The sequence below is a fragment of the Streptomyces spinoverrucosus genome (assembly GCF_006539505.1).
Classification (GTDB): Bacteria; Actinomycetota; Actinomycetes; order Streptomycetales; family Streptomycetaceae; genus Streptomyces; species Streptomyces spinoverrucosus.
Genome location: NZ_BJND01000048.1, coordinates 1 through 23,985 on the forward strand (window position 1 = coordinate 1; position 23,985 = coordinate 23,985).

Here is a 23,985-nt window from a genome sequence, read left to right on the forward strand (position 1 = left end):
CCCCCACCGCCCAGGCCAGCCACGCGGCCAGCGCCGCCTTCACCGCCTGCACCGCCAGATCGCGCTCACGGCCCGGACCGGCGCAGGCCCGCCGTACCGCCTCCACGGCGGTGCCGTAGCGGCGCCGGAGCGTGCGCACCGTCGCTCGTATCCCTCGCATAGGTCCTCAGGTGCACGCGGACCGGGCTCTTCAACCGGCCGAAATGCGGACGGTTCGGTCCGGGGGCTTCGGGTACTCAGGGCCTCGCGTGCGGTGTCGCGCGAGCGCGCGGTCGCCCATACGTCGATCCTTCCTTCCCTTGGGAGTGCCATGAGCGACAAGAACCCCATCAAAGCCGTGGCCGACAAGGCCGCTGCCGCCCTGGGCGACGACGGGCCCGCGGAGGGCGTCCCGGGCCGGCCCGGAGCCGAGTCGCCGCCGGTGCACGAGCCCACCGATGTCCGGGGGCCACTGCCGCCCAAGCCGGACCAGGCCGCTCCCGCAACGGTGAGCCCCACCGGCATACCGACCGAGGCGGACCCGACGACGCAGGGGCAGGGCGACCCGTATCTGACCACCGCGCAGGGCAACCGGCTCTACGACACCGATCACTCCCTCAAGGCCGGCGCCCGCGGGCCGGTCCTGCTCCAGGACCACCACCTGCGGGAGAAGATCACCCACTTCGACCACGAGCGCATCCCCGAGCGGGTCGTGCACGCGCGCGGCGCCGCCGCCCACGGCATCTTCCAGGGCTACGGCAGCGCGGCGAGCGTCACCAAGGCGGCCTTCCTGCAGAAGGACGCCGAGACGCCGGTGTTCGTGCGGTTCTCGACGGTGCTCGGCTCGCGCGGCTCGGCCGACACGGTCCGCGACACGCGGGGTTTCGCGACGAAGTTCTACACCAGCGAGGGCACGTTCGACCTGGTGGGCAACAACATTCCGGTGTTCTTCATCCAGGACGCGGTCAAGTTCCCCGACGTCATCCACGCCGGGAAACCGCACCCGGACCGGGAGATCCCGCAGGCCCAGAGCGCGCACGACACGTTCTGGGACTTCGTCACCCTGCACACCGAGGCCACCCACCACACGCTGTGGAACATGTCCGACCGGGGCATCCCCAGGTCGTTCCGCATGATGGAGGGCTTCGGCGTGCACACCTTCCGGCTGGTGAACGCCGAGGGCGCGACCACGCTGGTGAAGTTCCACTGGAAGCCGAAGCTGGGCGTGCACTCCCTGGTGTGGGAGGAGGCCCAGATCGCGGGCGGCGTCGACCCCGACTTCCACCGGCGCGATCTCGCCGACGCGATCGAGGCGGGGGCGTACCCGCAGTGGGAGCTGGGCATCCAGACGTTCCCGGACACTCCCGAGCAGACGTTCGAGGGTATCGACCTGCTCGACCCGACGAACATCGTCCCGGAGGAATTGGCGCCGGTGCAGCCGATCGGGCTGCTGACGCTGAACGCCAATCCGACCAACTTCTTCGCCGAGACCGAGCAGGTGGCCTTCCACCCCGGCCATCTCGTGCCCGGCATAGACATCACCGACGACCCGCTGCTGGCCGGGCGGCTGTTCTCCTACCTGGACACGCAGATCACCCGCCTGGGCGGGCCGAACTTCGCGCAGATCCCGGTCAACCGCCCGCACGCGCCGATCAACGACATGCTGCGCGACGGCATGCACCAGACGGCCGTGCACAGCGGTGCGGCGCCCTACCGGCCGAACTCGCTGGACGGCGGCTGCCCGTTCCTGGCGGGTGCGGACACCCGCGCGTACATCGAGGCGCCGGTGACGGTGCCGCAGGCGCAGAAGGTGCGTGAGGCGCCGACGTCGTTCGCGGACCACTTCAGCCAGCCCCGGCGGTTCTGGCGGAGCATGAGCCCGGTGGAGCGGGAGCACATCGTCGCCGCCTACACCTTCGAGCTGGGCAAGTGCTACGAGCAGGCCATCAAGGAGCGGGGGCTGCGGGTGCTGGCCAACATCGACCCCGAGCTGTGCGAGCCCGTCGCCGCCGGTCTGGGGCTGCCGGCGCCCGAGCCGACGGTGCCGATCGAGACCGTCGAGCCGTCCCCGGCGCTGTCCCAGGTCGGCCGCGCCTGGCCGCTGGACGGCCGGATCGTCGGGATCGTCACCGACGGGGCGGGCGACCTGGACGGCGTGCGCGTGGTGCGCGAGATCGTCCTGAGGGGCGGGATGGTGCCCCTGGTGATCGCCCCCTCGGGCGGCAAGCTCGACTCGGAGGGCGAGCCGATCACCGTGCAGCGGACGTTCGCCACGGCCCGCTCGATCGAGTTCGACGCCCTGCTGCTGGCGGGCGTGCCGGGGCCGGGCGGCGACGCCTACGGCGCCCGGGACGCCAAGGCGGGCAACGGCGAGCCGAACGGCGCGCGCCCCACGGATCCGCGGGTGCTGCTGATGCTGGGCGAGGCGTTCCGGCACGGCAAGGCGATCGGCGGCTGGGCGGGCGCGCAGTCCGCACTGGAGGCCGCGGGCGTGCCCGCCGACGCGCCCGGCGTGGTGACCGGCGAGACCGGCACCGGGGTGCTGGAAGAGGTCACGGGGCTGTTGAAGAACCACCGCGTGTGGGAGCGGTTTGCCGCACGTGTGTGAACGGGCGCGAGGCCCGGTGTGGCGCGGATCACACGGAAAGATCGCAACGCGTCACATCGGGCCTCGCTGCGATTACCGAATATCGGACGCTTGGAAGTCGACATTGGAAGTCCGGTATGGATTCGACGACCAACCTTTCAATCGCAGGACCAATCACCGTTGCGCCGTTGAATGATCGGATTTTGTGCCTCCCGTCAGGCTGACGTCACGTCGCGTCGGCACGGATACCGCAGGATTTAACGTCCTGTTCATGACTCAGCTGGACGTACGGCCCCGGGCCGGAGACACGGGCGCGCCCCCCGTCGGGGGGATGCGCGCCAAGGGCCTGAGCGGGAACTCCGTCGGCCTGCTGGGCAGCGCGGTCATCGGTGTGTCCACCGTGGCCCCGGTGTACTGCCTCACCTCGACGCTCGGTTCCACGGCGGGCGAGGTGGGCGTGCAGATGCCCGCCGTGTTCCTCGCGGGCTTTCTGCCGATGCTGCTGGTCGCCTTCGCGTACCGCGAGCTGAACAAGGCGATGCCGGACTGCGGCACCTCGTTCACCTGGACGGTGAAGGCGTTCGGGCCGCGCGTGGGCTGGATGTGCGGCTGGGGGCTGGTGATCGCCACGATCATCGTGCTGTCCAACCTGGCCGGTGTGGCCACCTCGTACTTCTGGCTGCTCGCGGGCGAGCTCACGGGCAGTGAGTCCGTCGCCGCGCTGGACGGGAACAAGGCCGTCCACATCGTCACCTGTCTGGCCCTGATCGCGGTGGCGACGGTGATCAGCTACCGGGGGATGACCGCGACGAAGGGTGTGCAGTACGCGCTGGTGGCGTTGCAGCTGCTGGTGCTGGCCGTCTTCGTGGCGATGGCCTTCGGGAAGGCGGGGAGCGCCGAGTTCCCGACGTCGGCGGAGTTCTCGTGGTCGTGGCTGAATCCGTTCGCCGTGCAGTCGTTCGCCGCGTTCACCGCCGGTCTGTCGCTGTCGATCTTCATGTACTGGGGCTGGGACGCCTGCCTGACCGCCAACGAGGAGACCAGCGGCAGCAGCCGTACCCCCGGTCGCGCGGCGCTGGTCGCCATGGTGGTGCTGGTCGGCTCGTATCTGGCCACCGGTGTGGCGGCGCAGATGGTCGTCGGCTCCGGTGACCAGGGGCTGGGTCTCGCCAACCCGGAGACCTCCGGCAATGTCTTCGCCGCGCTGGCCGGCCCGGTGATGGGCCCCGCGCTCGGCATCCTGCTCTTCGTCGCGGTGCTCGCCTCGGCCGCGGCCAGTTTGCAGACGACGTTCATCCCGGTGGCCCGTACGGTGCTGGCGATGTCGACGTACGAGGCGCTGCCGCCGTCGTACGCCCGGGTGCACCCGCGCTTCAAGACGCCGGGGCGGGCCACGGTGACCGCGGGTGTCGCGACCGGCGTGTTCTACACGGTGATGACGCTGGTCAGCGAGCACGTGCTGGTCGACACCATCTACGCGCTCGGCCTGATGATCTGCTTCTACTACGCGCTGACGGCGTTCGCCTGCGCCTGGTACTTCCGTGCGGAGCTGCGGCGCTCCGGCCGCGACCTGCTGTTCAAGGGGCTGTTCCCGGTGGTCGGCGGGGTGCTGCTGGCGGCGGTGTTCGCCAAGACGCTGATCGACATGTGGGACCCGGCGTACGGCAGCGGCTCGTCCGTGCTGGGTGTGGGGTCGGTGTTCGTGATCGGCGTGGGGCTGCTGGCCCTGGGCCTGGTGATCATGTCGGTGATGCGCCGACGCAGCCCGGCCTTCTTCCGCGGTGAGGTGCTGACGCCGTCGACACCGGCGCTGGTCGCGGAGGACTGACGAGCCGCGGGCCGACGAGCGGGCGTCCCCGTCCCAGGGGTGGCGGGACGGGGACGACGCCGTGCTACCAGGTGACGGGCAGCCGCTCGGGGATGCGCTTCATGAAGCCGGTACGCCACACGAGCTGTTCCACCGGCACCGCGAGGCTCAGGTCCGGCAGGCGCCGCTGGAGCACCTCCAGGGCGATCCGGGCGTGCGCTCGGCCCAGGGCGGTCGCCGGGCAGTAGTGGGAGCCGCCGCCGAAGGACAGGTGGTCGCCGACGTTCTCGCGGTGCACGTCGAAGCGGTGCGGGTTGGGGAACTTCTCCGGGTCGAGGTTGGCGCCCTCGACGAGGACCAGGACGAGTTCACCCCGCTTGACCTCCACCTCGCCCAGCCGGACGTCGGCGAGGGCCAGCCGGGGCAGGGCGTCGCCGATGGAGAGGTTGACCCGCAGCAGCTCCTCCACTCCGCGGTCGAGCAGTTCCGGGTGGTCCCGGAGCAGATCCCAGGTGGTGCGGTGGATCAGCAGGTGGACCAGCGCCATCGCGAGGAAGCCGGAGGTGGAGATGACGCCCGCGCCGAACATGGTGACGCCGACGGTGGCCAGCATCTCGTCCGTCAGGTGCGCGTAGTCGGGGTTGTCGCGCAGGGCGGCGAGCTCGCCCATCAGGCCCTGGGTCGCGGGATCGTTCAGGAGGGCGCTCATACGGTTGATGTCCCGGTCCCAGTTGATCTTCGCGCCCGTGATGGGGCACGGCGAGTTCATGAACGCGATGTCGAGGCTGCGCAGGAAGTGCGGCGCCTCGCTCTGCGGGATGCCGAGGATCCGGCAGTGCATCCCGGCCGAGTACGGATCGCAGAACGCGGCCCGCAGATCCGCGGTGGGTCCGGCCTCGACGAGTGCGGCGACGAGACGTTCGGCCTCCGCGCGCATCCAGTCGGTCAGGCCCGGCGCCTTGGGGTTGAGCGCCTTCATCACCGCCCGGCGCAGCCCGGCGCCGGTGATGTTGCCCATGTTGTTCACGACCTCGGGCGGGATCGTGAGGGCGTACTGGCGCGGGACGCCGGGGGCGGAGGTCTCCTTCAGGGAGAACCGGTCGTCCTCCAGGACCTGCCGGCACAGGCTGTGCGACGACACCAGCCAGGCCTCGTCACCGGCGATCGTGCGGACCCGCCGGACCGGGGTCGTGGCGCGCAGCTCCGCCACCTCGGCGGGCACCCGCGTCCCTTCCCACGAGAACGGGAAGTCGAGGATGTCCGTGGCGCGGGCGGCGTCAAGGGCGGTGGTCATGCGGCGGCTCCTTCGGCGGTGGCGGGGGTGACGACGGCGTGACCCTGGTTGCGGGAGGCGCGCAGCCCGGCGCCGCGCGCGTAGAGCAGTTCCGCCATCGGCAGGAGCTGGTGGTAGCAGTTGAGCGAGGACGGCACACCGAGGATCGCGGGGGTGTCGAGGAACAGCGGGGCCTCAGCGCACACGTACTCCAGGCACACCGCGCGCTGCCGCTCGCTCGCCGCCTCCCCGCGGGCGGTCAGGAACCGGCTCACGAGGGCCTCGCACACCGCGCGGAAGTCGTCGTCGGTGGCCAGTCGGCTCTTCAGATGCCGGTGGATCTCCTGGTACGACGGGTTGGACCGGAAATCGGACATCGGCTGCCAGCGCAGCCGCGCCCCCTCCGGGTCGGCGCCGGTCACCGCGTCGCGGACCTTCGCGCGGACGCCCCTGAGGTTCTTCACCGCCTTTCTGCGGGCGTCGTCGGGGGCGTAGCCGGAGGCCTCGTACATCTCGGCCAGGAACAGGTCGGTGTAGACGAAGTCGACCTTCTCGAAGTGGTCCAGCCCCCAGCGGGCGAGGTCGTGCAGCCGCCGGGCGGAAAAATAGCTGTTGCCCGGCGATACACCGATGACGGCGTGCGCGCCCTCGGCGTAGATCACCTCGCAGTGGGACGTGTAGGGCTGAACCTGGAAGACGTCGGCCATCAGCACGGATGCTGTGGTCAAAGGGGTAATCCTCCGCCGCGCGCAAGTCCCTGCGGGCCCTGTGCCCCCGGTGTGGCGACGCGGCGGGCTCACGTTATCCGCACGGGACGTGCCCGCCTAGTCACGCTGTGAGTTTGGCCGAAAACGCTCGTATCAATCGTCGAGTGCCGGGATCGTCGATCAGAGAGTCAACTTCTACGGGGGAGGACGAGTTGAGCAAGAAGACAGGGCCCCAGAGGTTCCCGGGTGCGAGCCGGGCCAACTGGTACCAGGACGACTTCGGCGGGACGGCGATGGAGGTCAACGTCGTCGTCCTGCACACCACCGAGGGCCGTTCCCTGCCCGGCTACGGCGGAGGTTCCTCGGCGCCGAACCTGACGGCGGTGCCGGACCTGGGGGCGAAGAAGCTGAAGTGGTACCAGCACTTCGACATCGAGACCTCGTCCAGGGCCCTGCAGAACCTGCGCGGCGGGGTCGAGACCAACACCCTCAACGTGTGCCAGGTCGAGCTGGTCGGCACCTGCGATCCCAAGACGCACGCGAAGTGGAAGTCCGCCGGGCACAGCCACATCTACTGGCCGGACGCGCCGGACTGGGCGCTGCGCGGGGTGGCCCGGTTCCTGGCGTGGATGCACGAGGAGCACGGCCTGCCCCTGTCGGGCCCGAAGCAGTGGCCCGCGTATCCGTCGTCGTACGCCAACGGCGCCGGCCAGCGGATGTCCGGGGCCAAGTGGTCTGACTTCAGGGGCGTGTGCGGGCACATGCACGTGCCGGAGAACTCGCACGGCGACCCGGGCGCGATCGACTTCGCCCGCATCCTGAAGTACGCCAAGGCCGATCTCGACCTGGGGGACGACGACACCGGGGACGCCAAGCCGCCGAAACCGAGCAAGCCGACGGTTCCCGCGTTCCCGGGCCGCAAGTACTTCCGGGACGGGGCGTCGAACGAGTACGTGCTCCAGCTCGGCAAGCAGCTCGTGAAGCGGGGCTTCGGCGACCACTACCGGGTCGGTCCGAGCCGGGCGTGGGGCGAGGCGGACCGGCTGAACGTGCGTGACTTCCAGAAGTCCCGCGCGGAGCTGCGCGGTGACGCCGACGGTTACCCGGGCCCGCTGACCTGGCGGCTGCTGTTCTCCTGACCCGTCGCATGCGCCGCCGTGAAGGGCGCGCCAATGGGTGGTGACCGTCCGGGCAACTGGGCGGTCCCGCCCTTGCGCGCCCACGGCGGCGTGCCCCATCGTTGACGCGCGTCACACAGCCCTGCACGTTCGGCAAAACGTCACGTCTCCCCCGACATGGAGAGCACATGTACAGACGGACCGTTCGACTCCTCGTCGCCCTTGTCATGGTCATGACTGGCGCCTGGGCGGGCACCCTCGCCACGGCCGGCACCGCGCACGCCGACGGCTGCTACACCTGGAACCGCACCCTCTCGCGGGGCTCCTCGGGAGCCGACGTCACCCAGCTGCAGATCCGCCTCGGCGGTTACCCGGGCTACGGCGCCGTGCTGGCGGTCGACGGCGACTTCGGGCCGGCCACCGAGGCCGCCCTGAAGCGCTTCCAGTCGGCGTACGGCCTGGCCGCGGACGGTGTCGCCGGCCCGAACACCTTCAACAAGCTCTACGCCCTGCAGGACGACGACTGCACGCCGATCCACTTCTCGTACAGCGAGTTGAACGACTGCAACACCACCTGGTCCGGCGGCGCGGTCAGCGCCTCGACGGCCAAGGCCAACGCGCTGCGCACCATGTGGAAGCTGGAGGCCATGCGGCACGCGCTCGGCGACCAGCCCATCACGGTGACCAGCGGCTTCCGCTCCTACGCCTGCAACAGCGCGGTGGGCGGCGCCGGCAACAGCCGCCACCTGTACGGGGACGCCGCCGACCTCGGGGCCGGCCCGCACTCCCTGTGCACGCTGGCCAAGCAGGCCCGTAACCACGGCTTCCGGGGCATCCTCGGCCCGGGCTACCCCGGTCACAACGACCACACCCACCTCGACCACCGCGACAGCCAGTTCTGGTCCGCGTCCTCCTGCGGGATCTGAGCCGCCGCACGGACGAGGAGCGGGTTCCCCGGCACACCGTGGGGGACCCGCTCCTCGTACGTCGCCCGGTCAGTGCTTGAACGTGTCCTTGGTCTTCTCCTTCGCCTGGCGAGCGTCGCCCTTGGCTTGTTCCATCTTGCCCTCGGCGGTCATTCGCTCGTTGCCGACCGCGCGGCCGGCCGCCTCTTTGGCCTTGCCCTTGGCCTGTTCCATCTTGGCCTTGGCCTTCTTCTCTCGCGCCACGATCGTTCACTCCAAGCATCGGAGGCGTTCGCTGTCGCTCTCCGAGTGATCCGATCCACAAGGCGCAAACGCCCGTCGCTCACCCCGCCCGGTGGACCACGTGCCCGCCGGTCACCGTCAGGCGCACCGGCGCCTGAGCCAGTTCGTCGGCGGGGGCCTCGACGGGGTCCACGGCGAGCGCGGTGAGGTCGGCGCGGAGGCCGGGGGCGATCCGGCCCGCCGTGCCGGACTCGCCGGCCGCGTACGCCGCGTGCGTCGTGCAGCCTTCCAGGGCCTCCAGGCCGGTGAGGCCGGCGCGGTGCGAGGCGGCGCCCTTCGGCCGGCGGGCCGTGGCGAGCACTGTGCGGGCGTCGTAGTGGGCGATCGGCCAGTCCGAGCCGAGGGCGACCGTCGCGCCCGCGTCACGCAGGTCACGCAGCCGCCAGGCGTGGGCGGCCCGGTCGGCGCCCAGGCGGCGGGACCACTCGTCGGTGCCGTCGGGTCGGGTGTAGGCGGTGTGCGGTGGCTGCATGGACGCCGTCACGCCCAGTGCGGCGAAGCGCGGCAGCAGGTCGTCCGGTGCCGTCTCGATGTGCTCGACGCGGTGCGCCCCGCGGGCGCCGGGGCCGAGGGCGGCCACCACGTCGAGGACGTGGCGTACCGCGGCGTCGCCGATGGCGTGCGTGGCCGTGCGGACTCCGGCCGCGTGCAGGTGCCGTACGGCGGCGGCGTAGGCCTCGGGATCCGGCCAGAACGCCGCCGTGCCCTGGCCGTGGCAGTCCGGGTGCGTCAGCCAGGCGGTGCCGCCCTCGACGGTGCCGTCCATGAAGAACTTCACCCCGCCGACCAGCCAGTGCCGCCCGCCCCGCCCCTGTAGGGCGATCAGCTCGTCCAGGTCGTCCTTGTCGGCGCCGGGCATGCACCAGGGCGCGAACCGCAGCCGCACCGGCAGGACCGTCTCACGGGCCACGGACTCGACGAGGTCCAGGTCCCCGCCGTCCATCACATGCGCGCCGGTCAGACCGGTCGCCGCCATCGCCGACAGCAACTCCACCAGGCGGGCGCGGCGTTCGGCGTAGGTCGGGCGGGGCATCACCCGGGCCACCAGGTCCATCGCCGTGTGCTCGACGAGATGCCCGGTGGGGCGGCCGGTGGCCTCGCAGACGACCTCCGAGCGCTGCGCGAAGGCGCGCGGCCCGGTCACGCCCGCCGCGTCGAGCGCGGCGGCACTGGCGAGGGCGGAATGAGCGTCGTACAGCCGCAGGAAGGCGGGGGCTCCGCCGAGTGCCTCCTCGATGAGGGCGCGGTCGATGGGGCGGCCCTCGAAGGCGTTGTGGTCCAGCCCGAAACCGATCACCCAGCCGTCGATGCGTGCCGCCGACGCGAGCGCGGCGCGCAGTCCCGCCAGGTCGCGCACCGCGGACAGGTCCGTCCCGGTCGCCATGTCCAGGCCCCACACCGGGTGGCTGTGGGCGTCCACCAGACCGGGTACCAGGTAGGCGCCGTCGAGTGGTACGACCTCGGTGCCCGGGCCGCGCCAGTCGCGTACGTCGCTCTCGTCGCCGACCGCCGCCACGAGCCCGTCGCGTACGGCGACGGCGGTGGCCCGGGGGCGGGCGGGGTCGAGGGTGCGGACCTGGGCGCCGGTGAGGACGAGGTCGGCGGTGGGCATGCGGTGAACTCCCTTACTGGGCAAGGCCATTCGACGGGGCGGACGCTGTGGCGTCCTTGCTGGGCGGGGTGCTGTCTGCGGCTTCATCCGGCTCGGCGGCGAAGGACTCGTACACCTCGGGGCGCCTGCGGCGCAGCCACCACGCGAGCGGGAGGCCGGCGGCGAAGGCGACGGGGGCCACGGCGACCAGGAGGGTGTTCACGGTCGGGGACGCGCCCGTGAAGTGGTCGATGTGGGTCACGACCAGGACGATCGCCGTGGCCAGCAGGACGGTGGCGAGGACAGGGGCCACGAGGGTGCGCAGGGTGCCCTCCTGGTGGCGGACGCGGCGGAAGTAGCAGGGGATGGCGATCGCGGCGAGCAGTTGCAGCACCATCAGGCCGATCATGCCGGGGGTGTTGACCCACAGCAGCAGCTGACCGTACGGGTCGGCGCCCGCCGCCCAGAAGGCGAGGACGACAAGGGCGCCGAGGACGGTCTGGGCGATGCCGGATACGTACGGGGAGCGGTGGCGGGGGTGGATGCGGGCCAACGGGCGTGGCAGGACGCCTTCTTCGGCGAGGGCGAGGGCGTAGCGGTTGATGGCGTTGTGGAAGGCGAGGAGCGAGGCGAGGACGCTGGTGACGATGAAGACGTGCATCAGGTCCGCCGCCCAGCCGCCGACGTAGGTGGTGATCGCGGTGAAGAAGAGCGCGCCCGGGTCCTCGCCCGCCGCCCGCACGACCTCCGCGTTGCCGAAGGCCTGGATGACGATCCAGACGGTGAAGGCGTAGAAGACGCCGAGGAAGCCGACGGCAAGGTAGGTGGCGCGCGGGACGGTGCGGTGGGGGTCGCGGGCCTCGCGGCGGTAGATGACGGTTGATTCGAATCCGGTGAACGCCGCGAAGGCGAAGGCGAGCACGGCGGCGGTGCCGGGGACGAGGACGTTGCCGGGGGCGAGGGAGGCGGCGGACAGACCGTGGGCGCCGCCCTTGATCAGGACGCCGGCCGCGAGCAGGACGAGGATGCCGGTCTCGGCGACCAGCAGCACGCCGAGGACCTTGGCGCCGAAGTCGATGGAGCGGTAGCCGCCGTAGCCGATGAGCAGCAGGCCCGCCAGGGAGACCGGAAGCCAGGGAATGTCGGCGCCGAAGAGGGCGTGTGCGGTGTCCTGGGTGGCGGTGCCGAGGAGGCCGTAGACGCCGATCTCCATGCCGTTGTAGCCGACCAGGGCGAGCAGCGCGGCGCCGATGCCGACGCGGCGGCCGAGGCCGCGGGTGATGAAGGCGTAGAAGGCGCCGCCGCCGCGGACATGACGGCTCATCGTGGTGAAGCCGACGGCGAAGACGGCGAGGGTGATACCGGCGAGGAGGTAGCCGACGGGGGCGCCTATGCCGCCGAGCAGGATCGCCAGCGGGGCGACACCGGCCATCACGGTGAGCGGGGCTGCGGCCGAGACGACGAAGAAGGCGATGTCGGCGGTGCCGAGGGAGCCGGAGCGGAGGGTGGCCGTGGGGGCCGGTGCTCTGTCGGCGGGGGCGTCGGGGGTGGTCGGGGTCATGCGCGTCTTGCCCTTCGATCGCCGTGGTGGTTGTTGTGTGCGGGTGTGTGCGGGTTGGGTGGGGCTGGTCGCGCAGTTCCCGCGCTCCTCCCGTAAACCTAAAGGCTTTCGGTTTCCGCAATGTAACCTCCTGTTGGGCATTCGGGAAGACCTCAGGGAGAACGCTGACCATGGGACGGCCGCGCACACCGCTGCTCGATCGTGAGCGCATCACCACGACCGCGCTCCAACTGATCGATGAGCAGGGCGACTTCAGCGTGCCGCAGATCGCCCGGCGGCTCGGGGCGCAGACCGGGTCGGTGTACCACCACGTGGAGGGCCGGGACGGCATCGTGGAGCTGCTGCGCGAGCGGGTGGCGGCCGCGATCGACCCGGGGACGCTGGATCTCACGCCCTGGGACGTGGGGCTGGAGGCTTGGGCGCGGTCCTATCGCGCCGCCTTCGCCGCGCATCCGAGGGCGATTCCGCTGCTGATGACGTCACCGGTGCGGGCACCTCGGGTGCTGGAGCAGTACGAGCGGGCGGTCGGCCTGCTGCTGGACGCTGGTTTCACCGACGCCGAGGTGATGCCGCTGCTGATCGCGCTGGAGAACCTGGTGCTGGGTTCGGCGCTCGACCTCGCGGCGCCGGAGACGATGTGGGAACTGACGGACCAGGCCCCCACGCCCCGGCTCGCCCGGGTGCTCGCGGCGGTGGGCGAGGGGCGGGCGGACCGGGCGTTCGAGGTGGGGCTGGCGGCGTTCATGAGCCATGCGCGGGCTTTGCGGGAGCGGCGGTAGGGGCGTTCATGAGCCCGCGAGGGCCTACGGGGTGCCGCAGAGAGCCGTTCGCCGCCTCAGATGTCCCGCTGTTCCAACGGTCGTACCGCGGGCCCTTGCAGGACCTGACCGTCGGGGGCGAAGCGGGAGCCGTGGCAGGGGCACTCCCAGGCCTGTTCGGCGCGGTTGAACGCCACGAGGCAGCCCAGATGGGTGCAGCGGGCGGACACCGCGTGCAGCCGCCCGTCCTCGTCGCGGTGGACCGCGCAGCGGCTGCCGCCGATGTGCACGACGGCGCCGTCGCCGGGGGCGAGGTCGTCCAGCCCCGGCCGGGTCAGGGCCGGGAGCCGGTCGCCGATGAAGTGGCGGGCGACATTGGCCTGGTGGCGGATGAACTGGCCGCCCTCGCGCAGCACGGGGGTGATGCGGCGCGGGTCGTACAGCTCGCTCCACGGTGCCGCCTCACGCCCGGTGATCTGGTCGCAGAGCAGCCGGCCGGACATGATCCCGCCGGTCATGCCCCAGCCGCCGAAGCCGGTGGCGACGTAGACGTGACGGCTCGCGGGGTGCAGCAGGCCGACGAGCGGTACGTGGTCGGTGGAGTCGTTGTCCTGGGTGGCCCACCGGTGGCTGAGGTGCAGCGTGCCGAAGTGGCGTTCGGCCCAGCTGGTGAGGGTCGCGAACGGCTCCTCGGAGTCCCGGCCGCTGCCCGGGGTGAAGTGCTCGCCGGTCACGATGAGCAGCCGTTTGCCGTCCGCGTACGGCGCCGTGCGCACCGAACGGGTGTGGTGCTCGGGCGTGATGTACATGCCCTCGGGGGCCTTGGCCGCGTCGACGGGGGCCGCCACCACGACCTCCCGGCGGGGTGCCAGGCGGGTGAAGAGCAGGGCGCGGTCGAAGACCGGGTAGTGCGTGGCGACGACGACCGCCCGGGCGGTCACGCGGGTGCCCTCCTCCGTGGTCAGCACGCACGGCTCGCCCTCGGTGAGCCCGAGGACGCGTGTCCCCTCGTACAGCTGCCCTCCCCCGCTGCGGATGGCGTCGGCCAGCGCCAGCAGGTACTTGCGCGGATGGAACTGGGCCTGGTCCGCGACCCGGACCGCGCCCGCGACCGGGAACGGCAGGTCCGTCTCCGTGACGAACTCGGCGGTCAGTCCCGCCTCCTTGGCGGCCTCCGCCTCGGCCCGCAGCTCGGGGATGCGGCGGCGGCCGTGGGCGAAGGTGTAGGCGGCGGTGTCCTCCCAGTCGCACTCGATGCCCAGTTCGTGGACGATCTCGGCGGCGTGGTGGATGGCCTCCGTCTGCGAGCGCGCGTAGAGGCGGGCCCCGTCGGTGCCGCGGGTGCGGCGCAGCCGGTCGTAGATCAGGGTGTGCTGGGCGCTGAGCTTGGCGGTGGTGTGCCCGGTGACGCCGGCGGCGATCCGGTCGGCCTCCAGTACGGCGACCCCGTGCCCGCGCCGGGTCAGTTCCCAGGCCGTGCTCAGCCCGGCGATGCCGCCGCCGATGACAGCGACGTCCACCTGGAAGTCGCCCGCGGGCGGGGGTGCCGGGTCGCCGGGCGGGAGGGTGTCGAGCCAGTAGGACGCGTGGAGTGCTGCCTGCTCGGTCATGGCCGCCGAGTTCCCGGGGCGCGTGCCGGTCACACGGAGCCGTCCGTGTGAGGTGCCGGTGGCCCACGCATGACGTGCCGGTGCTTCCCGGGCGGGCGCTTCGAACGCGGCTTTCAGACGCGCCGGATGCGCCACACGTTGTCCTCGCGGAAGCCCTCCTCCCCGTCGGGTGAGACGCTTGTCCGCCGTACGGTCTCCGCCGTCTCGACGGTCCAGCTCCCGTCGGGCAGCGCGAGTTCGGCCAGGACGCTCTCCAGCGTGGGGAAGACGGCCTCGAAGGGCGGTTCCGTCTGCCAGGACGGCCAGCCGGCGTGCATCACGATCAGGAGCGTGCCGTGCACGGCGACTGCCTCGGCGGCCCGTCGTAGCACCCCCTGCTGGTCGAAGGCCACCGGGGACTGCAGGTACTGGGCGTTCACCAGGTCGTAGGTGCCCTCGGGGAAGGTGCGGCCGAGTTCGTGCCGTTCCCAGGCGGTGCGGTCGCCGACCCCGGCGTCGGCGGCGTGCAGGGCGGCACGTTCCAGGGCGGTGGCCGAGATGTCGGCGCCGGTGACCTGCCAGCCGCGGGACGCCAGCCACACCGCGTCGGCACCCTCGCCGCAGCCCAGGTCGAGGGCGGTGCCGGGTTTCAGGTCGGCCACCTCGCGGACGAGCAGCGCGTTGGGGCGGCCGCTCCAGACGCGGTCGGTGTCGCGGTAGCGGGCCTCCCAGAAGGCGGCGGGCTCGGTGGGTGCGAGTTCGGTCATGGCGTCTCCTCGGGGTTTCGATGCCGGGTCGGCGTGCTGGGACCGAGCCTCGCCCGGCCGTCGCTCCGGGACAAACGCCTTTGCCGATACCGCAAATGGCCGGTTCCGCCCTGTCGTACGGTGGGGGCCGTGCAGAGCAGCGACCAGGAGCCCGAGGCTGCGGCGGCCCGGTTCACGGGGCGGGCGGTGACCGGCGTGCGACCGGTGTCCGGCACGCTCGCCGAGGTCACCCTCGACGACGGGCGGGTGGTGATGGTGAAGAGCCAGGACGCGCCGGGCGGGGTGCGGGCCGAGGCGGCGGGACTGCGGTGGCTCGGCGCGGCGGGCGCGGTGCGGGTTCCGGCCGTGCACGGTCATGACGGGCGGTGGCTGGTGACCGACCGGGTGCCGGACGGGCGGCCCAGCGGGCGGGCGGCCGTGCGGTTCGGGCGTGACCTGGCCGCGCTGCACGCCTCCGGGGCGGAGGCGTTCGGGGCTCCACCGCCGGGCGGCCCGAGGGACGCGTCGATCGGGCTCGCCCCGATGCGCAACGTCCCCGGCACCGACTGGCCCACCTGGTACGCCGAGCACCGTGTGTTGCCGTATCTGCGGCGTGCCGTGGACGACGGGACCGTGCGTGCCGCCGAGGCGAGCGTCGTCGAGCGCGTCTGCGAGCGGCTCACGGAACTCGCAGGGCCCGCCGAGGCGCCCGCGCGGCTGCACGGCGACCTCTGGAACGGCAATGTGCTGTGGGGCGCCGACGGGCACGCCTGGCTCATCGATCCGGCCGCGCACGGCGGGCACCGCGAGACCGACCTCGCCATGCTCCATCTCTTCGGCTGCCCCCACCTCGACGAGGTGCTCGACGGTTACCAGGAGGCCGCCCCACTGGCCGCGGGCTGGCGGGACCGTATCGCGCTGCACCAGCTGTTTCCGCTGCTCGTGCACGCCGTGCTGTTCGGCCGGTCCTACGCCGTGCAGGCGCTGCAGGCGGCCCGGGCCACGCTGGCCCGCTGAGCCACGGGGCCCGCGCGCCGCCCGTGGTGCGCCCGGGATACAGTGCCCGCCTCAACCGAGAGGAGACACCGCGGTGCAGGTCGGGGCGGGGAACGCGTGGCGGGGGCTGGTCCACGTGGCGTTGGTGGCGGGGCTGTTGACGGGCTGCGGGGAGGGGGCGGAGGACGACGCCAAGGCGGGCGCGAGCGCCTCTGCCTCGAACCCGGCGGACGCGGCGGACGCGGCGAATACGGCGCCTGAGGGCGTCGAGAGCGGCGGCACGATCGGGGCGGCGGGATCGCCCTGTGAACTGCCCGTCACCTTCGACATCGCCGTGAAGTGGGAGGCGGAGTCCGCCCCCGGCGCCTCGAAGGAGGTGCCGGAGGAGCTCGCCGACATGGTGCTGCGGCAGGGTCCGGTCACCGCCGCCTGCGAGGTGGACGCCAAGCCCGCCGGGCACATCGGCTTCCTGCGGATCTGGACCGGGGAGCCGGGCGACGCCGACGCGCGGGCCGTACTGGAGGAGTTCCTGGCCGCCGAGAAGGGCGTGAGCGAGGAGAAGTACACGCCATTCGAGGCGGGGGACCTCTCCGGTACCGAGGTGGAGTACCTGTACACGAGCGAGCTGATGGACGAGACCAAGACGGAGCGCGCGCTCGCCGTCGCCACGCCGGACGGCCCGGTCGTCCTGCACCTCGGCGGGCTGGACACCGCGGAGCACGAGGCGATGCTTCCGGCGTACGAGCTCGCGAAGCGGACGTTGCGGGCGTCCTGAGACGCGCGGGCGACTCGGCGAGCCGGGCGAGGCCGTCGAAGGTCCGGCGGGCCCTGCTCGCCCCGCCCGTCGAGCAGGGCGGCTCCCGAAGCCTCACGTAGGCCCTCCGGCCGTCACCTCCCAGAAGGCGCCGTCCGGACCGGTTCCCTCCGCCGATCCATGGCGTACGCTCCGGATTCGCGCCCGCCCGGGTGCGGGCAAGGGGCGTCGAGGCGCATTCTTGCTGTGTCGCCTGCGCAACGGCGCGCATGGACGAGGTAGGGCCGATGACTGGGAGCGCCGAGGGCCGGAACGGGACGCCCGGCGGGCTGGCCACGCTGCTGGCCAACGCCGCGGCGGAGGCGGTCCGCGCCACCAGTGGCCGCGCCGCGGGCGTCTACGTCCCGTCCGGAACCCCCGGCGTCCTGCGGCTCGCCGTCCTGGTGGGGCTGCCCGGGCGGCTGTACCGGCCCTGGTGGCGGCTGCACGTCGACCGCCGGTTCCCGGTCGCCGACGCCTACCGGCTCGGCGTGAAGATCGTGCTGCCCAACGCCACCGAGAGCATGCGCCGCTATCCGCAGTTCGCGGCGGGGCTGCCGTTCCCGGTGGGGTCGATCAACGTGCCCGTCATGGGGATGTCGGCGCCCTTCGGCGTACTGACCGTGCTGCTGCCGCCCGCCTCCGACATCACCGAGGTGCTGGTCGAGCGGGACCGGGTGGCCGAGATCGCCGAGGAGCTGGGCGCCGCCGTGCGGCGGCTGGAGGCGGCGGGGGTGCCGCTGGTCTGGGACGACGAGCCGATGTGCGTACGGCCGCCCGGAGCCTGCCCGACGGCGGGGCGGGTCGGGCGGTTCGCCTGGCAGCCCACGACCGACCTGGTCACGGCGGACGACAGCGCCGGGCTGCTGCTGCCGCTGGCCGCCGAGGACCGGCCCTGGGGCGCGGACGCGCTGGTCCGGGCCGTGGCCGCGGAGGACACGGACCGGCTCGCGGACCTGCTGCGGGAGGCCGCCGCGGGCAAGCAGCCGTCCGGGCCGCTGCGTCTGCGGACCGCGGAGGGCGCGGACCGGCTGGTGGAGCTGTGCTGCCCGGATGCCGCCGTGCACGGCCCGGACCAGCCGGTCGGCGGGATCGTCCTCGACGCGGCCTCGGTGGCCGACGCGGCCGCCGACCAGCTGCCCCAAGGGGTGTTCTGCCTGGACCGGCTGGGGCTGATCGTGTACGCCAATCCGCGCGCCGCCGAACTGCTGGGCGAGCCGCGGGCACGCTTCCTCGGGCGTGCGCTGTGGGAGGGCGTGCCGTGGCTGGCCCAGCCGGCGTGCGAGGACCATCTGCGGGCGGCGCTGCTGTCCCCCGAGCCCGTCCACTTCCATGTCAGACGGCCGCCGCCGGGTGGGCGGGAGAGCAGCGCCCAGCAGTTCGAGCCGTACGACGGTGACTGGCTGTCCGTCTCCGTCCATCCCGGCCCGGACCTTCTGACCTGCACCATCGCCCCCGCTCATCGCGGCGCGCAGGCCCCGGTCGCACCCGAGGTCACGGACGGGGCCGCCGGCACCGGCGTGGCGGCGACCTCGCCGGTGCACCGGCCGATCGTCCTCGCCATCGCGCTGACCGAGGCGACCACCGCGCGGCAGGTCTCCGCCGTGGTCATGCAGGAGCTGCTGCCCGCGTTCGGCGGCCGCCGGCTCGCCATCTACCTGCTCCAGGAGCGGCACCTGTACCTGGCCTGGGAGACCGGCTTCCCGCCCGGATTCCTCGCGCCCTTCGAGGGCGTGAGCCTGGACGCCCGGCTGCCCGGCGTGGAGACGCTGACCACCGGCCGGCCGCTGTTCTTCGACTCGATGCAGCAGCTGGCGGACGCCTACCCGGGTATCCCGCTGGACGCCACCGAGGGAGCCCGCGCCTTCCTGCCGCTGATCGCGTCGGGGCGGCCGGTCGGCTCCTGCATCCTCGGCTTCGAAGGGCCCCGCAGCTTCAGCACCGAGGAACGCACGGTCCTCACCGCGCTCGCCGGGCTGATCGCGCACGCCATGGAGAAGGCGCAGCGCTACGAGACCGAGGCGGCGCTCGCCCGCGGGCTGCAGCGCGCCCTGCTGCCCCGGCGGCTGCCGGTCCATCCCCGGGTGGAGACGGCGGGCCGGTATCTGCCGGGCACGCAGGGCATGGACGTGGGCGGCGACTGGTACGACGTCGTGGAGGCCGGGGACGGGCTCGCCCTCGTGATCGGCGATGTGCAGGGGCACGGGGTGCAGGCGGCGGCGACCATGGGGCAGCTGCGCAGCGCGGTGCGCGCGTTCGCGCTCGACGACCGGCCGCCGGACGAGGTGCTGAGCGGCACCAACCATCTGCTCATCGACCTCGACCCCGGCCAGTTCGCGAGCTGCTGCTACGTCCGTCTCGACCCCGTCACCGGCCGGGCCATGGCGGCCCGCGCGGGACATCCACCGCCGCTGCTGCGCCGGCCGGGCGGCCGGACGCTCGTGCTGGACATTCCCGGCGGTGTGGTGCTCGGGGTGGATCCGCACGCCCAGTACCCGGTGACCGACCTCGTGATGGATCCCGGCGCCGTGCTCGCGCTGTACACGGACGGGCTCGTGGAGCGGGCCGGCTGCGACATCGACGAGGGGATCAGCGCGCTGCGGGTGGCGCTGGCCAAGGCCGGTGCCTCGGCGGGCCGGCCGGGCGGCCGCTCCCTGCTGACCGTCGCGGACCGGCTCACGGCGACCGCCCGGCACGCCACGGACCGGCCGGACGACATCGCGCTGCTGCTCGCCGCCCGCCGGACCGGAAAGGCGGGCTGAGCACCGTACCGGCGACGCCGTCACATGACACACGCGCCTCACCACACTGCGTGACTTCCCTCGCCTCCTCGGGCTCGGGAGTGTAGACAGGGCACATGGTCCGCCCATCGGGCCGATCCCGGACTCGGCCCACCCGTCCCACCGAAGCAGCGCACCACGCACGCATGCCTGCCGCTGTGCTCAGCGAGCGGCTGGCGCGGTCGGCCGCGGACGGCGGGCCGGACGGGCGGCGGCGTGGCACGCGGTCACGGTGGAGTCCCGCCGCGGCCATACGGTCGGCGCTCAGCGGGCGCAGCGTGGCCGGACAGGTGTTCGTCTTCCAGGTCGTGATCGTGCTGCTGCTGGTCGTGGTGGCCGTGGTGGCGCTGGTGCTGCAGAGCCGCCACGACACGACGACGGAGGCCCGCAACCGGTCACTGGCGGTCGCCGAGACCTTCGCCAACGCGCCCGGCACCCGCGAGGCGCTGAGCAGCCCCGACCCCACGGCCATCCTGCAGCCACGGGCCGAGGCGGCCCGCGCAGCGACGAAGGTCGACTTCATCGTCGTGATGAACACCGACGGCGTCCGCTACACACACCCCCTCCCGGACCGGATCGGCAAGCGGTTCGTCGGCACCATTCAGCCCGCGCTGGCCGGTGGGACCGTCGTCGAGGACATCACCGGGACGATAGGTCCGCTGGTGCAGGCCGTGGTGCCGATCAAGGCGCCGGACGGCAGGGTGGTCGGCCTTGTGTCGGCTGGCATCACCACCGCACACGTGGGCGGTGCGGCCAACCGGCAGTTGCCGATGGTGCTGTTCACCGCGGCCGGCGCGCTGGTGATGGCCACGGCGGGCACCGCGCTGGTGAGCCGACGGCTACTGCGGCAGACGCGTGGCCTCGGCCCGCGTGAGATGACCCGGATGTACGAGCATCACGACGCGGTCCTGCACGCGGTCCGGGAGGGCGTACTCATCGTCGACGGCGACGGCGCCCTGCTGCTCGCCAACGACGAGGCCCGCCGGCTGCTCGGCCTGCCCGACGACGCCGAGGGCCGCCGGGTCCGCGACCTCGGCCTGCCCGTGGACACCGCGGAGCTGCTGGCGTCGGGGCGGGTGGCCACGGACGAGGTGCGGCTGGTCAAGGACCGGCTGCTGGCGGTCAACCAGCGGCCCACCCATCTGCGCGGCGGCCCGCACGGCAGCGTCGCGACCCTGCGCGACTCGACCGAGCTGCGGGCCCTGTCGGGCCGGGCCGAGGTGGCGCGGGAGCGTCTCGACATGCTGTACGCGGCCGGTGTGGGCATCGGCACCAGCCTGGACGTCACCCGAACCGCCGAGGAGTTGGCGGAGCTGGCCGTGCCGCGGTTCGCGGACTTCGTGACCGTGGACCTGTTCGGCGCCGTGCTCAGCGGTGAGCAGCCGGAGGTCGGAACCGAGCTGCGCCGGACGGCCCTGGCGGGCGTACACCAGGATCCGCCGCTGTATCCGGTGGGTGAGCGGATCCAGTTCGTCCCCTCCTCGCCGCAGGCCCGCAGTCTGCGGGCCGGGCGGGCGACCATCGAGCCCCGTCTGCGGGATGCGCCGGGCTGGCAGGCGCAGGACCTGGAGCTCACCTCGCAGGCCTTGGAGTACGGGATCCACTCGCTGATCACCGCGCCGCTGCGGGCGGGCTCCCTGATCCTCGGGATGGTCACCTTCTGGCGCTCGGAGAACCCCGAGCCCTTCGACACGGAGGACCTGGCCCTGGCCGAGGAGCTGGTCGCCCGGGCCGCCGTGTCCATCGACAACGCCCGCCGCTACACGCGCGAGCACACCATGGCGGTGACGCTGCAGCGCAGTCTGCTGCCGCGCACGCTGCCCGAGCAGAGCGCCCTGGAGATCGCCTACCGGTACCTTCCGGCCCAGGCCGGGGTCGGCGGCGACTGGTTCGACGTACTGCCGCTGTCCGGGACCCGGGTCGCCCTGGTCGTCGGGGACGTGGTGGGCCACGGGCTGCACGCTGCCGCGACGATGGGCCGGCTGCGCACGGCGGTGCACAACTTCTCCGCCCTTGACCTCGCGCCCGACGAATTGCTCGCGCTGCTCGACGAGCTGGTCGCCCGGATCGACCAGGACGAGGCGGCGGAGGGTGGCAGTGCGCCCATCACGGGAGCGACCTGCCTGTACGCGATCTACGACCCGGTGGCACGGCGCTGCGCCATTGCCCGCGCCGGGCATCCGCCGCCGGCACTGGTCCTGCCCGACGGCAGCGTGGAGTTCCCCGAGGTGCCCGCCGGTCCCCCGCTGGGGCTGGGCGGCCTGCCGTTCGAGACAGCGGAAATGGAGGTGCCGGAGGGCAGTCGGCTGGTGCTGTACACCGACGGGCTGGTCGAGGACCGGGAGCGGGACATCGACGTCGGCCTCGACCTGCTGCGCGCCGCCCTGGAGCAGGCCGGGCCGTCGCCGGAGGACACCTGCCGGGCGGTGCTGGACTCGCGGCCGGAAGCCCGGCCGAGCGACGACATCGCCCTGATCGTCGCCCGCACCCAGGCCCTGGGGCCCGACCGGGTGGCCGCCTGCGACGTGCGGTCCGATCCGGCGGCCGTCGGCGAGGTACGCGCCTCGATCACACGGCGTCTGACGGAGTGGGGCCTCGAGGACCTGGCGTTCACCACGGAGCTGATCCTGAGCGAGCTGGTCACCAACGCGATCCGCTACGGCGGCGCGCCGATCCGGGTGCGGGTGCTGCGGGACCGGAGCCTGATCTGCGAGGTGTTCGACAGCAGCAACACCGCCCCGCATCTGCGGTATGCGGCTATGACCGACGAAGGCGGGCGCGGCCTGTTCCTGGTCGCGCAGCTCGCCGAACGCTGGGGCACGCGCTATCTGCCCGGCGGCAAGGTGATCTGGGCCGAACAGCCGCTGCCGTGAGGTGAGCCGGGCGGGCGGACCACGCCGGATCCGATGTCGTCCGAGGGTGTTCTCACCGTGCGCGATATCTGGTAGGAAACCTTCCTATCGATCCGCGCTTCACGGAACGGCCAGTCCACCACCCCCCACCTTCATCGGGAGCCCCCGTGACGTACGACTCCACTGCCCGCGCGAGCGCCTCGCGCCGCGCCCTTCTCGCCCTGCTCGGCGCCTCCCTCGCGGCGGCCCCGCTGCTGGGCGGCCGGCCCGCCTTCGCCGCCGCGAACCCCGCGACGCGGGCGCCGGGGCTGGACGACCCGGCGAAGAAGGAGATCGCCATGAAGCTGGTCTCCAGCGCGGAGAACTCGTCGCTGGACTGGAAGGCCCAGTACCAGTACATCGAGGACATCCGCGACGGCCGCGGCTACACGGCCGGCATCATCGGCTTCTGCTCCGGCACCGGCGACATGCTCGACCTCGTCGAGCTCTACGCCGCCCGCAAGCCGGGCAACGTGCTGGCGCCCTATCTCCCGGCGCTGCGCCGGGTCAACGGCACCGACTCGCACGACGGTCTCGACCCGCACTACCCGCGGGACTGGCGCAGGGCCGCGCAGGACCGGGCCTTCCAGCAGGCGCAGAACGACGAGCGCGACCGGGTGTACTTCAACCCGGCCGTACGGCAGGGCAAGACGGACGGGCTGCGGGTGCTGGGCCAGTTCGCCTACTACGACGCCCTGGTGATGCACGGCGACGGCACCGACCCCCTCAGCTTCCGCAACATCCGCAAGCGGGCCCTGCGCAGCGCGGTGCCCCCGGCACAGGGCGGCGACGAGGTGAGGTACCTGCACGCCTTCCTGGACGCGCGGGTGTGGGCGATGAAGCAGGAGGAGGCGCACAGCGACACCAGCCGGGTCGACACGGCCCAGCGGGTCTTCCTGCGCAACGGCAATCTGGACCTGAACACGCCGCTGGACTGGAAGGTGTACGGGGACAGCTACCACCTCGACTGACGGCGGCCCCGCACAGACGAGGGCCCGGACACCGGCGGCGCGTCGGTGTCCGGGCCCCGGCCGTCCGGCAGGCCCGTTCAGCCGCCGTCGAGCCGGGAGCGCAGGAGGGCCTTGCCCAGTTCGGCGCCCTTGCGGCTGTCCGCCTGGGCCTTGCGGAACAGGTCCACGAGCTCCGTGTCCTTGTCGCGCTCGGCGTCCTGGATGTACGTCTCCAGGCGCAGCGCGTTGTTCAGACACGCCTCCACGTACCAGATGAGGTTGTAGTCCTTGTCCGGCGTGCCGGTCACGCCGCCGGTCTCCGTGCCACTGGTCATCCGGGCCTCCTCCTTCGCCGGTTCACCGGGGTCCTTCGGGCGCGGACCCCTCAGCGCGGCTCGGGTACCCCTCTGACCGCCGGGCACACCGGCAGGTCACCACGTCGCGCGTCGCACGTCGCACGTCGCACGCAGGGCCGAGTCTCGAACGCAACCGCCGCAAACGCCAGCCTGCGCCACCCCTTCCGCCGGATAGAAATATCTACCAGCATGCATATGCCGGATCGGCCTCGACCGGGGTCGAGCGGACACCCCCCGGAGCGGAACATGAGCGATCTCGTCTGGACACGCGGAGTGGAGTGGCTGGCGGCCGCCG

At 72.6% G+C, this 23,985-nt stretch carries 18 protein-coding genes; 10 read left to right on the forward strand and 8 right to left on the reverse strand.

Annotated elements, in window-relative coordinates; translation table 11 throughout:
* The first annotated feature begins 310 nt into the window (after nucleotides 1-310).
* Both SSP24_RS29110 and SSP24_RS29115 read left to right on the forward strand, forming a co-directional pair.
* Entirely contained in the window at nucleotides 311-2,587 is a 2,277-nt protein-coding gene (locus tag SSP24_RS29110) for a catalase (RefSeq protein ID WP_141312757.1), read from the forward strand.
* A gap of 250 nt (nucleotides 2,588-2,837) precedes the next feature.
* Nucleotides 2,838-4,394 (forward strand): APC family permease, encoded by a 1,557-nt coding sequence (locus SSP24_RS29115; RefSeq protein ID WP_141312759.1) that lies wholly within the window; start codon nucleotides 2,838-2,840, stop codon nucleotides 4,392-4,394.
* 64 nt (nucleotides 4,395-4,458) lie between these two features.
* Here SSP24_RS29115 and SSP24_RS29120 read toward each other — a convergent pair whose 3' ends face one another.
* Both SSP24_RS29120 and SSP24_RS29125 read right to left on the reverse strand, forming a co-directional pair.
* Nucleotides 4,459-5,667 carry a cytochrome P450 gene (locus SSP24_RS29120; RefSeq protein ID WP_141312761.1) on the reverse strand — a complete coding sequence of 403 codons (1,209 nt, stop codon included), beginning with the start codon at nucleotides 5,665-5,667 and terminating at the stop codon, nucleotides 4,459-4,461.
* Nucleotides 5,664-6,374, reverse strand: a complete 711-nt coding sequence (locus SSP24_RS29125) for a cyclodityrosine synthase (RefSeq protein WP_229866311.1) — start codon at nucleotides 6,372-6,374, stop codon at nucleotides 5,664-5,666. Before SSP24_RS29125 ends, SSP24_RS29120 begins: the two co-directional genes overlap by 4 nt.
* A gap of 191 nt (nucleotides 6,375-6,565) precedes the next feature.
* Between SSP24_RS29125 and SSP24_RS29130 the strand changes: the two genes are divergently transcribed.
* On the forward strand, nucleotides 6,566-7,492 hold the full coding sequence (locus SSP24_RS29130; protein ID WP_141312763.1) for a peptidoglycan-binding protein: 927 nt from the start codon (nucleotides 6,566-6,568) through the stop codon (nucleotides 7,490-7,492).
* A gap of 167 nt (nucleotides 7,493-7,659) precedes the next feature.
* On the forward strand, nucleotides 7,660-8,397 hold the full coding sequence (locus SSP24_RS29135) for a D-Ala-D-Ala carboxypeptidase family metallohydrolase (RefSeq protein WP_141312765.1): 738 nt from the start codon (nucleotides 7,660-7,662) through the stop codon (nucleotides 8,395-8,397).
* A 69-nt stretch (nucleotides 8,398-8,466) separates the two neighbouring features.
* On the opposite strand, the gene SSP24_RS29140 is transcribed toward SSP24_RS29135, so the two are convergent.
* The 3 genes from SSP24_RS29140 to SSP24_RS29150 all read right to left on the reverse strand — a co-directional run bounded on the left by SSP24_RS29140 (nucleotide 8,467) and on the right by SSP24_RS29150 (nucleotide 11,831).
* Entirely contained in the window at nucleotides 8,467-8,640 is a 174-nt protein-coding gene (locus SSP24_RS29140; protein ID WP_141312767.1) for a CsbD family protein, read from the reverse strand.
* Between the two features lie 79 nt (nucleotides 8,641-8,719).
* Nucleotides 8,720-10,291 (reverse strand): amidohydrolase, encoded by a 1,572-nt coding sequence (locus SSP24_RS29145; RefSeq protein WP_141312769.1) that lies wholly within the window; start codon nucleotides 10,289-10,291, stop codon nucleotides 8,720-8,722.
* A 13-nt stretch (nucleotides 10,292-10,304) separates the two neighbouring features.
* Entirely contained in the window at nucleotides 10,305-11,831 is a 1,527-nt protein-coding gene (locus SSP24_RS29150; protein ID WP_141312771.1) for an APC family permease, read from the reverse strand.
* A gap of 170 nt (nucleotides 11,832-12,001) precedes the next feature.
* On the opposite strand from SSP24_RS29150, the gene SSP24_RS29155 reads away from it, so the two are divergent.
* Nucleotides 12,002-12,610 carry a TetR/AcrR family transcriptional regulator gene (locus tag SSP24_RS29155; protein ID WP_141312773.1) on the forward strand — a complete coding sequence of 203 codons (609 nt, stop codon included), beginning with the start codon at nucleotides 12,002-12,004 and terminating at the stop codon, nucleotides 12,608-12,610.
* Nucleotides 12,611-12,666: 56 nt separating this feature from the next.
* On the opposite strand, the gene SSP24_RS29160 is transcribed toward SSP24_RS29155, so the two are convergent.
* The gene (locus SSP24_RS29160) at nucleotides 12,667-14,199 is read right to left on the reverse strand and encodes an FAD-dependent oxidoreductase (protein WP_141312775.1); all 1,533 of its coding nucleotides are present in this window, start codon (nucleotides 14,197-14,199) and stop codon (nucleotides 12,667-12,669) included.
* A gap of 113 nt (nucleotides 14,200-14,312) precedes the next feature.
* Nucleotides 14,313-14,945 carry a class I SAM-dependent methyltransferase gene (locus SSP24_RS29165; RefSeq protein WP_141312777.1) on the reverse strand — a complete coding sequence of 211 codons (633 nt, stop codon included), beginning with the start codon at nucleotides 14,943-14,945 and terminating at the stop codon, nucleotides 14,313-14,315.
* Between the two features lie 129 nt (nucleotides 14,946-15,074).
* On the opposite strand from SSP24_RS29165, the gene SSP24_RS29170 reads away from it, so the two are divergent.
* The 5 genes from SSP24_RS29170 (at nucleotide 15,075) to SSP24_RS29190 (ending at nucleotide 23,355) form a co-directional block, all read left to right on the forward strand.
* Entirely contained in the window at nucleotides 15,075-15,941 is an 867-nt protein-coding gene (locus SSP24_RS29170) for a fructosamine kinase family protein (protein ID WP_141312779.1), read from the forward strand.
* 73 nt (nucleotides 15,942-16,014) lie between these two features.
* Nucleotides 16,015-16,695, forward strand: a complete 681-nt coding sequence (locus SSP24_RS29175) for a lipoprotein (RefSeq protein WP_141312781.1) — start codon at nucleotides 16,015-16,017, stop codon at nucleotides 16,693-16,695.
* A 266-nt stretch (nucleotides 16,696-16,961) separates the two neighbouring features.
* On the forward strand, nucleotides 16,962-19,475 hold the full coding sequence (locus SSP24_RS29180) for a SpoIIE family protein phosphatase (RefSeq protein WP_141312783.1): 2,514 nt from the start codon (nucleotides 16,962-16,964) through the stop codon (nucleotides 19,473-19,475).
* Nucleotides 19,476-19,639: 164 nt separating this feature from the next.
* Nucleotides 19,640-22,366 carry a SpoIIE family protein phosphatase gene (locus SSP24_RS29185; RefSeq protein WP_141312785.1) on the forward strand — a complete coding sequence of 909 codons (2,727 nt, stop codon included), beginning with the start codon at nucleotides 19,640-19,642 and terminating at the stop codon, nucleotides 22,364-22,366.
* Nucleotides 22,367-22,512: 146 nt separating this feature from the next.
* A complete protein-coding gene (locus SSP24_RS29190; RefSeq protein WP_141312787.1) occupies nucleotides 22,513-23,355 on the forward strand; it encodes a chitosanase in 843 nt (280 codons plus the stop codon).
* A 77-nt stretch (nucleotides 23,356-23,432) separates the two neighbouring features.
* Here SSP24_RS29190 and SSP24_RS29195 read toward each other — a convergent pair whose 3' ends face one another.
* Nucleotides 23,433-23,669, reverse strand: a complete 237-nt coding sequence (locus SSP24_RS29195; RefSeq protein ID WP_141312788.1) for a hypothetical protein — start codon at nucleotides 23,667-23,669, stop codon at nucleotides 23,433-23,435.
* Nucleotides 23,670-23,985: the final 316 nt, after the last annotated feature.

Bases quoted from the DNA above. Each gene is read 5' to 3' on its own strand.
- SSP24_RS29110 (WP_141312757.1), top strand. From the start codon at position 311: ATGAGCGACAAGAACCCCATCAAAGCCGTGGCCGACAAGGCCGCTGCC.
- SSP24_RS29115 (WP_141312759.1), top strand. From the start codon at position 2,838: ATGACTCAGCTGGACGTACGGCCCCGGGCCGGAGACACGGGCGCGCCC.
- SSP24_RS29120 (WP_141312761.1), bottom strand. From the start codon at position 5,667: ATGACCACCGCCCTTGACGCCGCCCGCGCCACGGACATCCTCGACTTC.
- SSP24_RS29135 (WP_141312765.1), top strand. From the start codon at position 7,660: ATGTACAGACGGACCGTTCGACTCCTCGTCGCCCTTGTCATGGTCATG.
- SSP24_RS29145 (WP_141312769.1), bottom strand. From the start codon at position 10,291: ATGCCCACCGCCGACCTCGTCCTCACCGGCGCCCAGGTCCGCACCCTC.
- SSP24_RS29150 (WP_141312771.1), bottom strand. From the start codon at position 11,831: ATGACCCCGACCACCCCCGACGCCCCCGCCGACAGAGCACCGGCCCCC.
- SSP24_RS29155 (WP_141312773.1), top strand. From the start codon at position 12,002: ATGGGACGGCCGCGCACACCGCTGCTCGATCGTGAGCGCATCACCACG.
- SSP24_RS29160 (WP_141312775.1), bottom strand. From the start codon at position 14,199: ATGACCGAGCAGGCAGCACTCCACGCGTCCTACTGGCTCGACACCCTC.
- SSP24_RS29165 (WP_141312777.1), bottom strand. From the start codon at position 14,945: ATGACCGAACTCGCACCCACCGAGCCCGCCGCCTTCTGGGAGGCCCGC.
- SSP24_RS29180 (WP_141312783.1), top strand. From the start codon at position 16,962: ATGACTGGGAGCGCCGAGGGCCGGAACGGGACGCCCGGCGGGCTGGCC.
- SSP24_RS29185 (WP_141312785.1), top strand. From the start codon at position 19,640: ATGCCTGCCGCTGTGCTCAGCGAGCGGCTGGCGCGGTCGGCCGCGGAC.
- SSP24_RS29195 (WP_141312788.1), bottom strand. From the start codon at position 23,669: ATGACCAGTGGCACGGAGACCGGCGGCGTGACCGGCACGCCGGACAAG.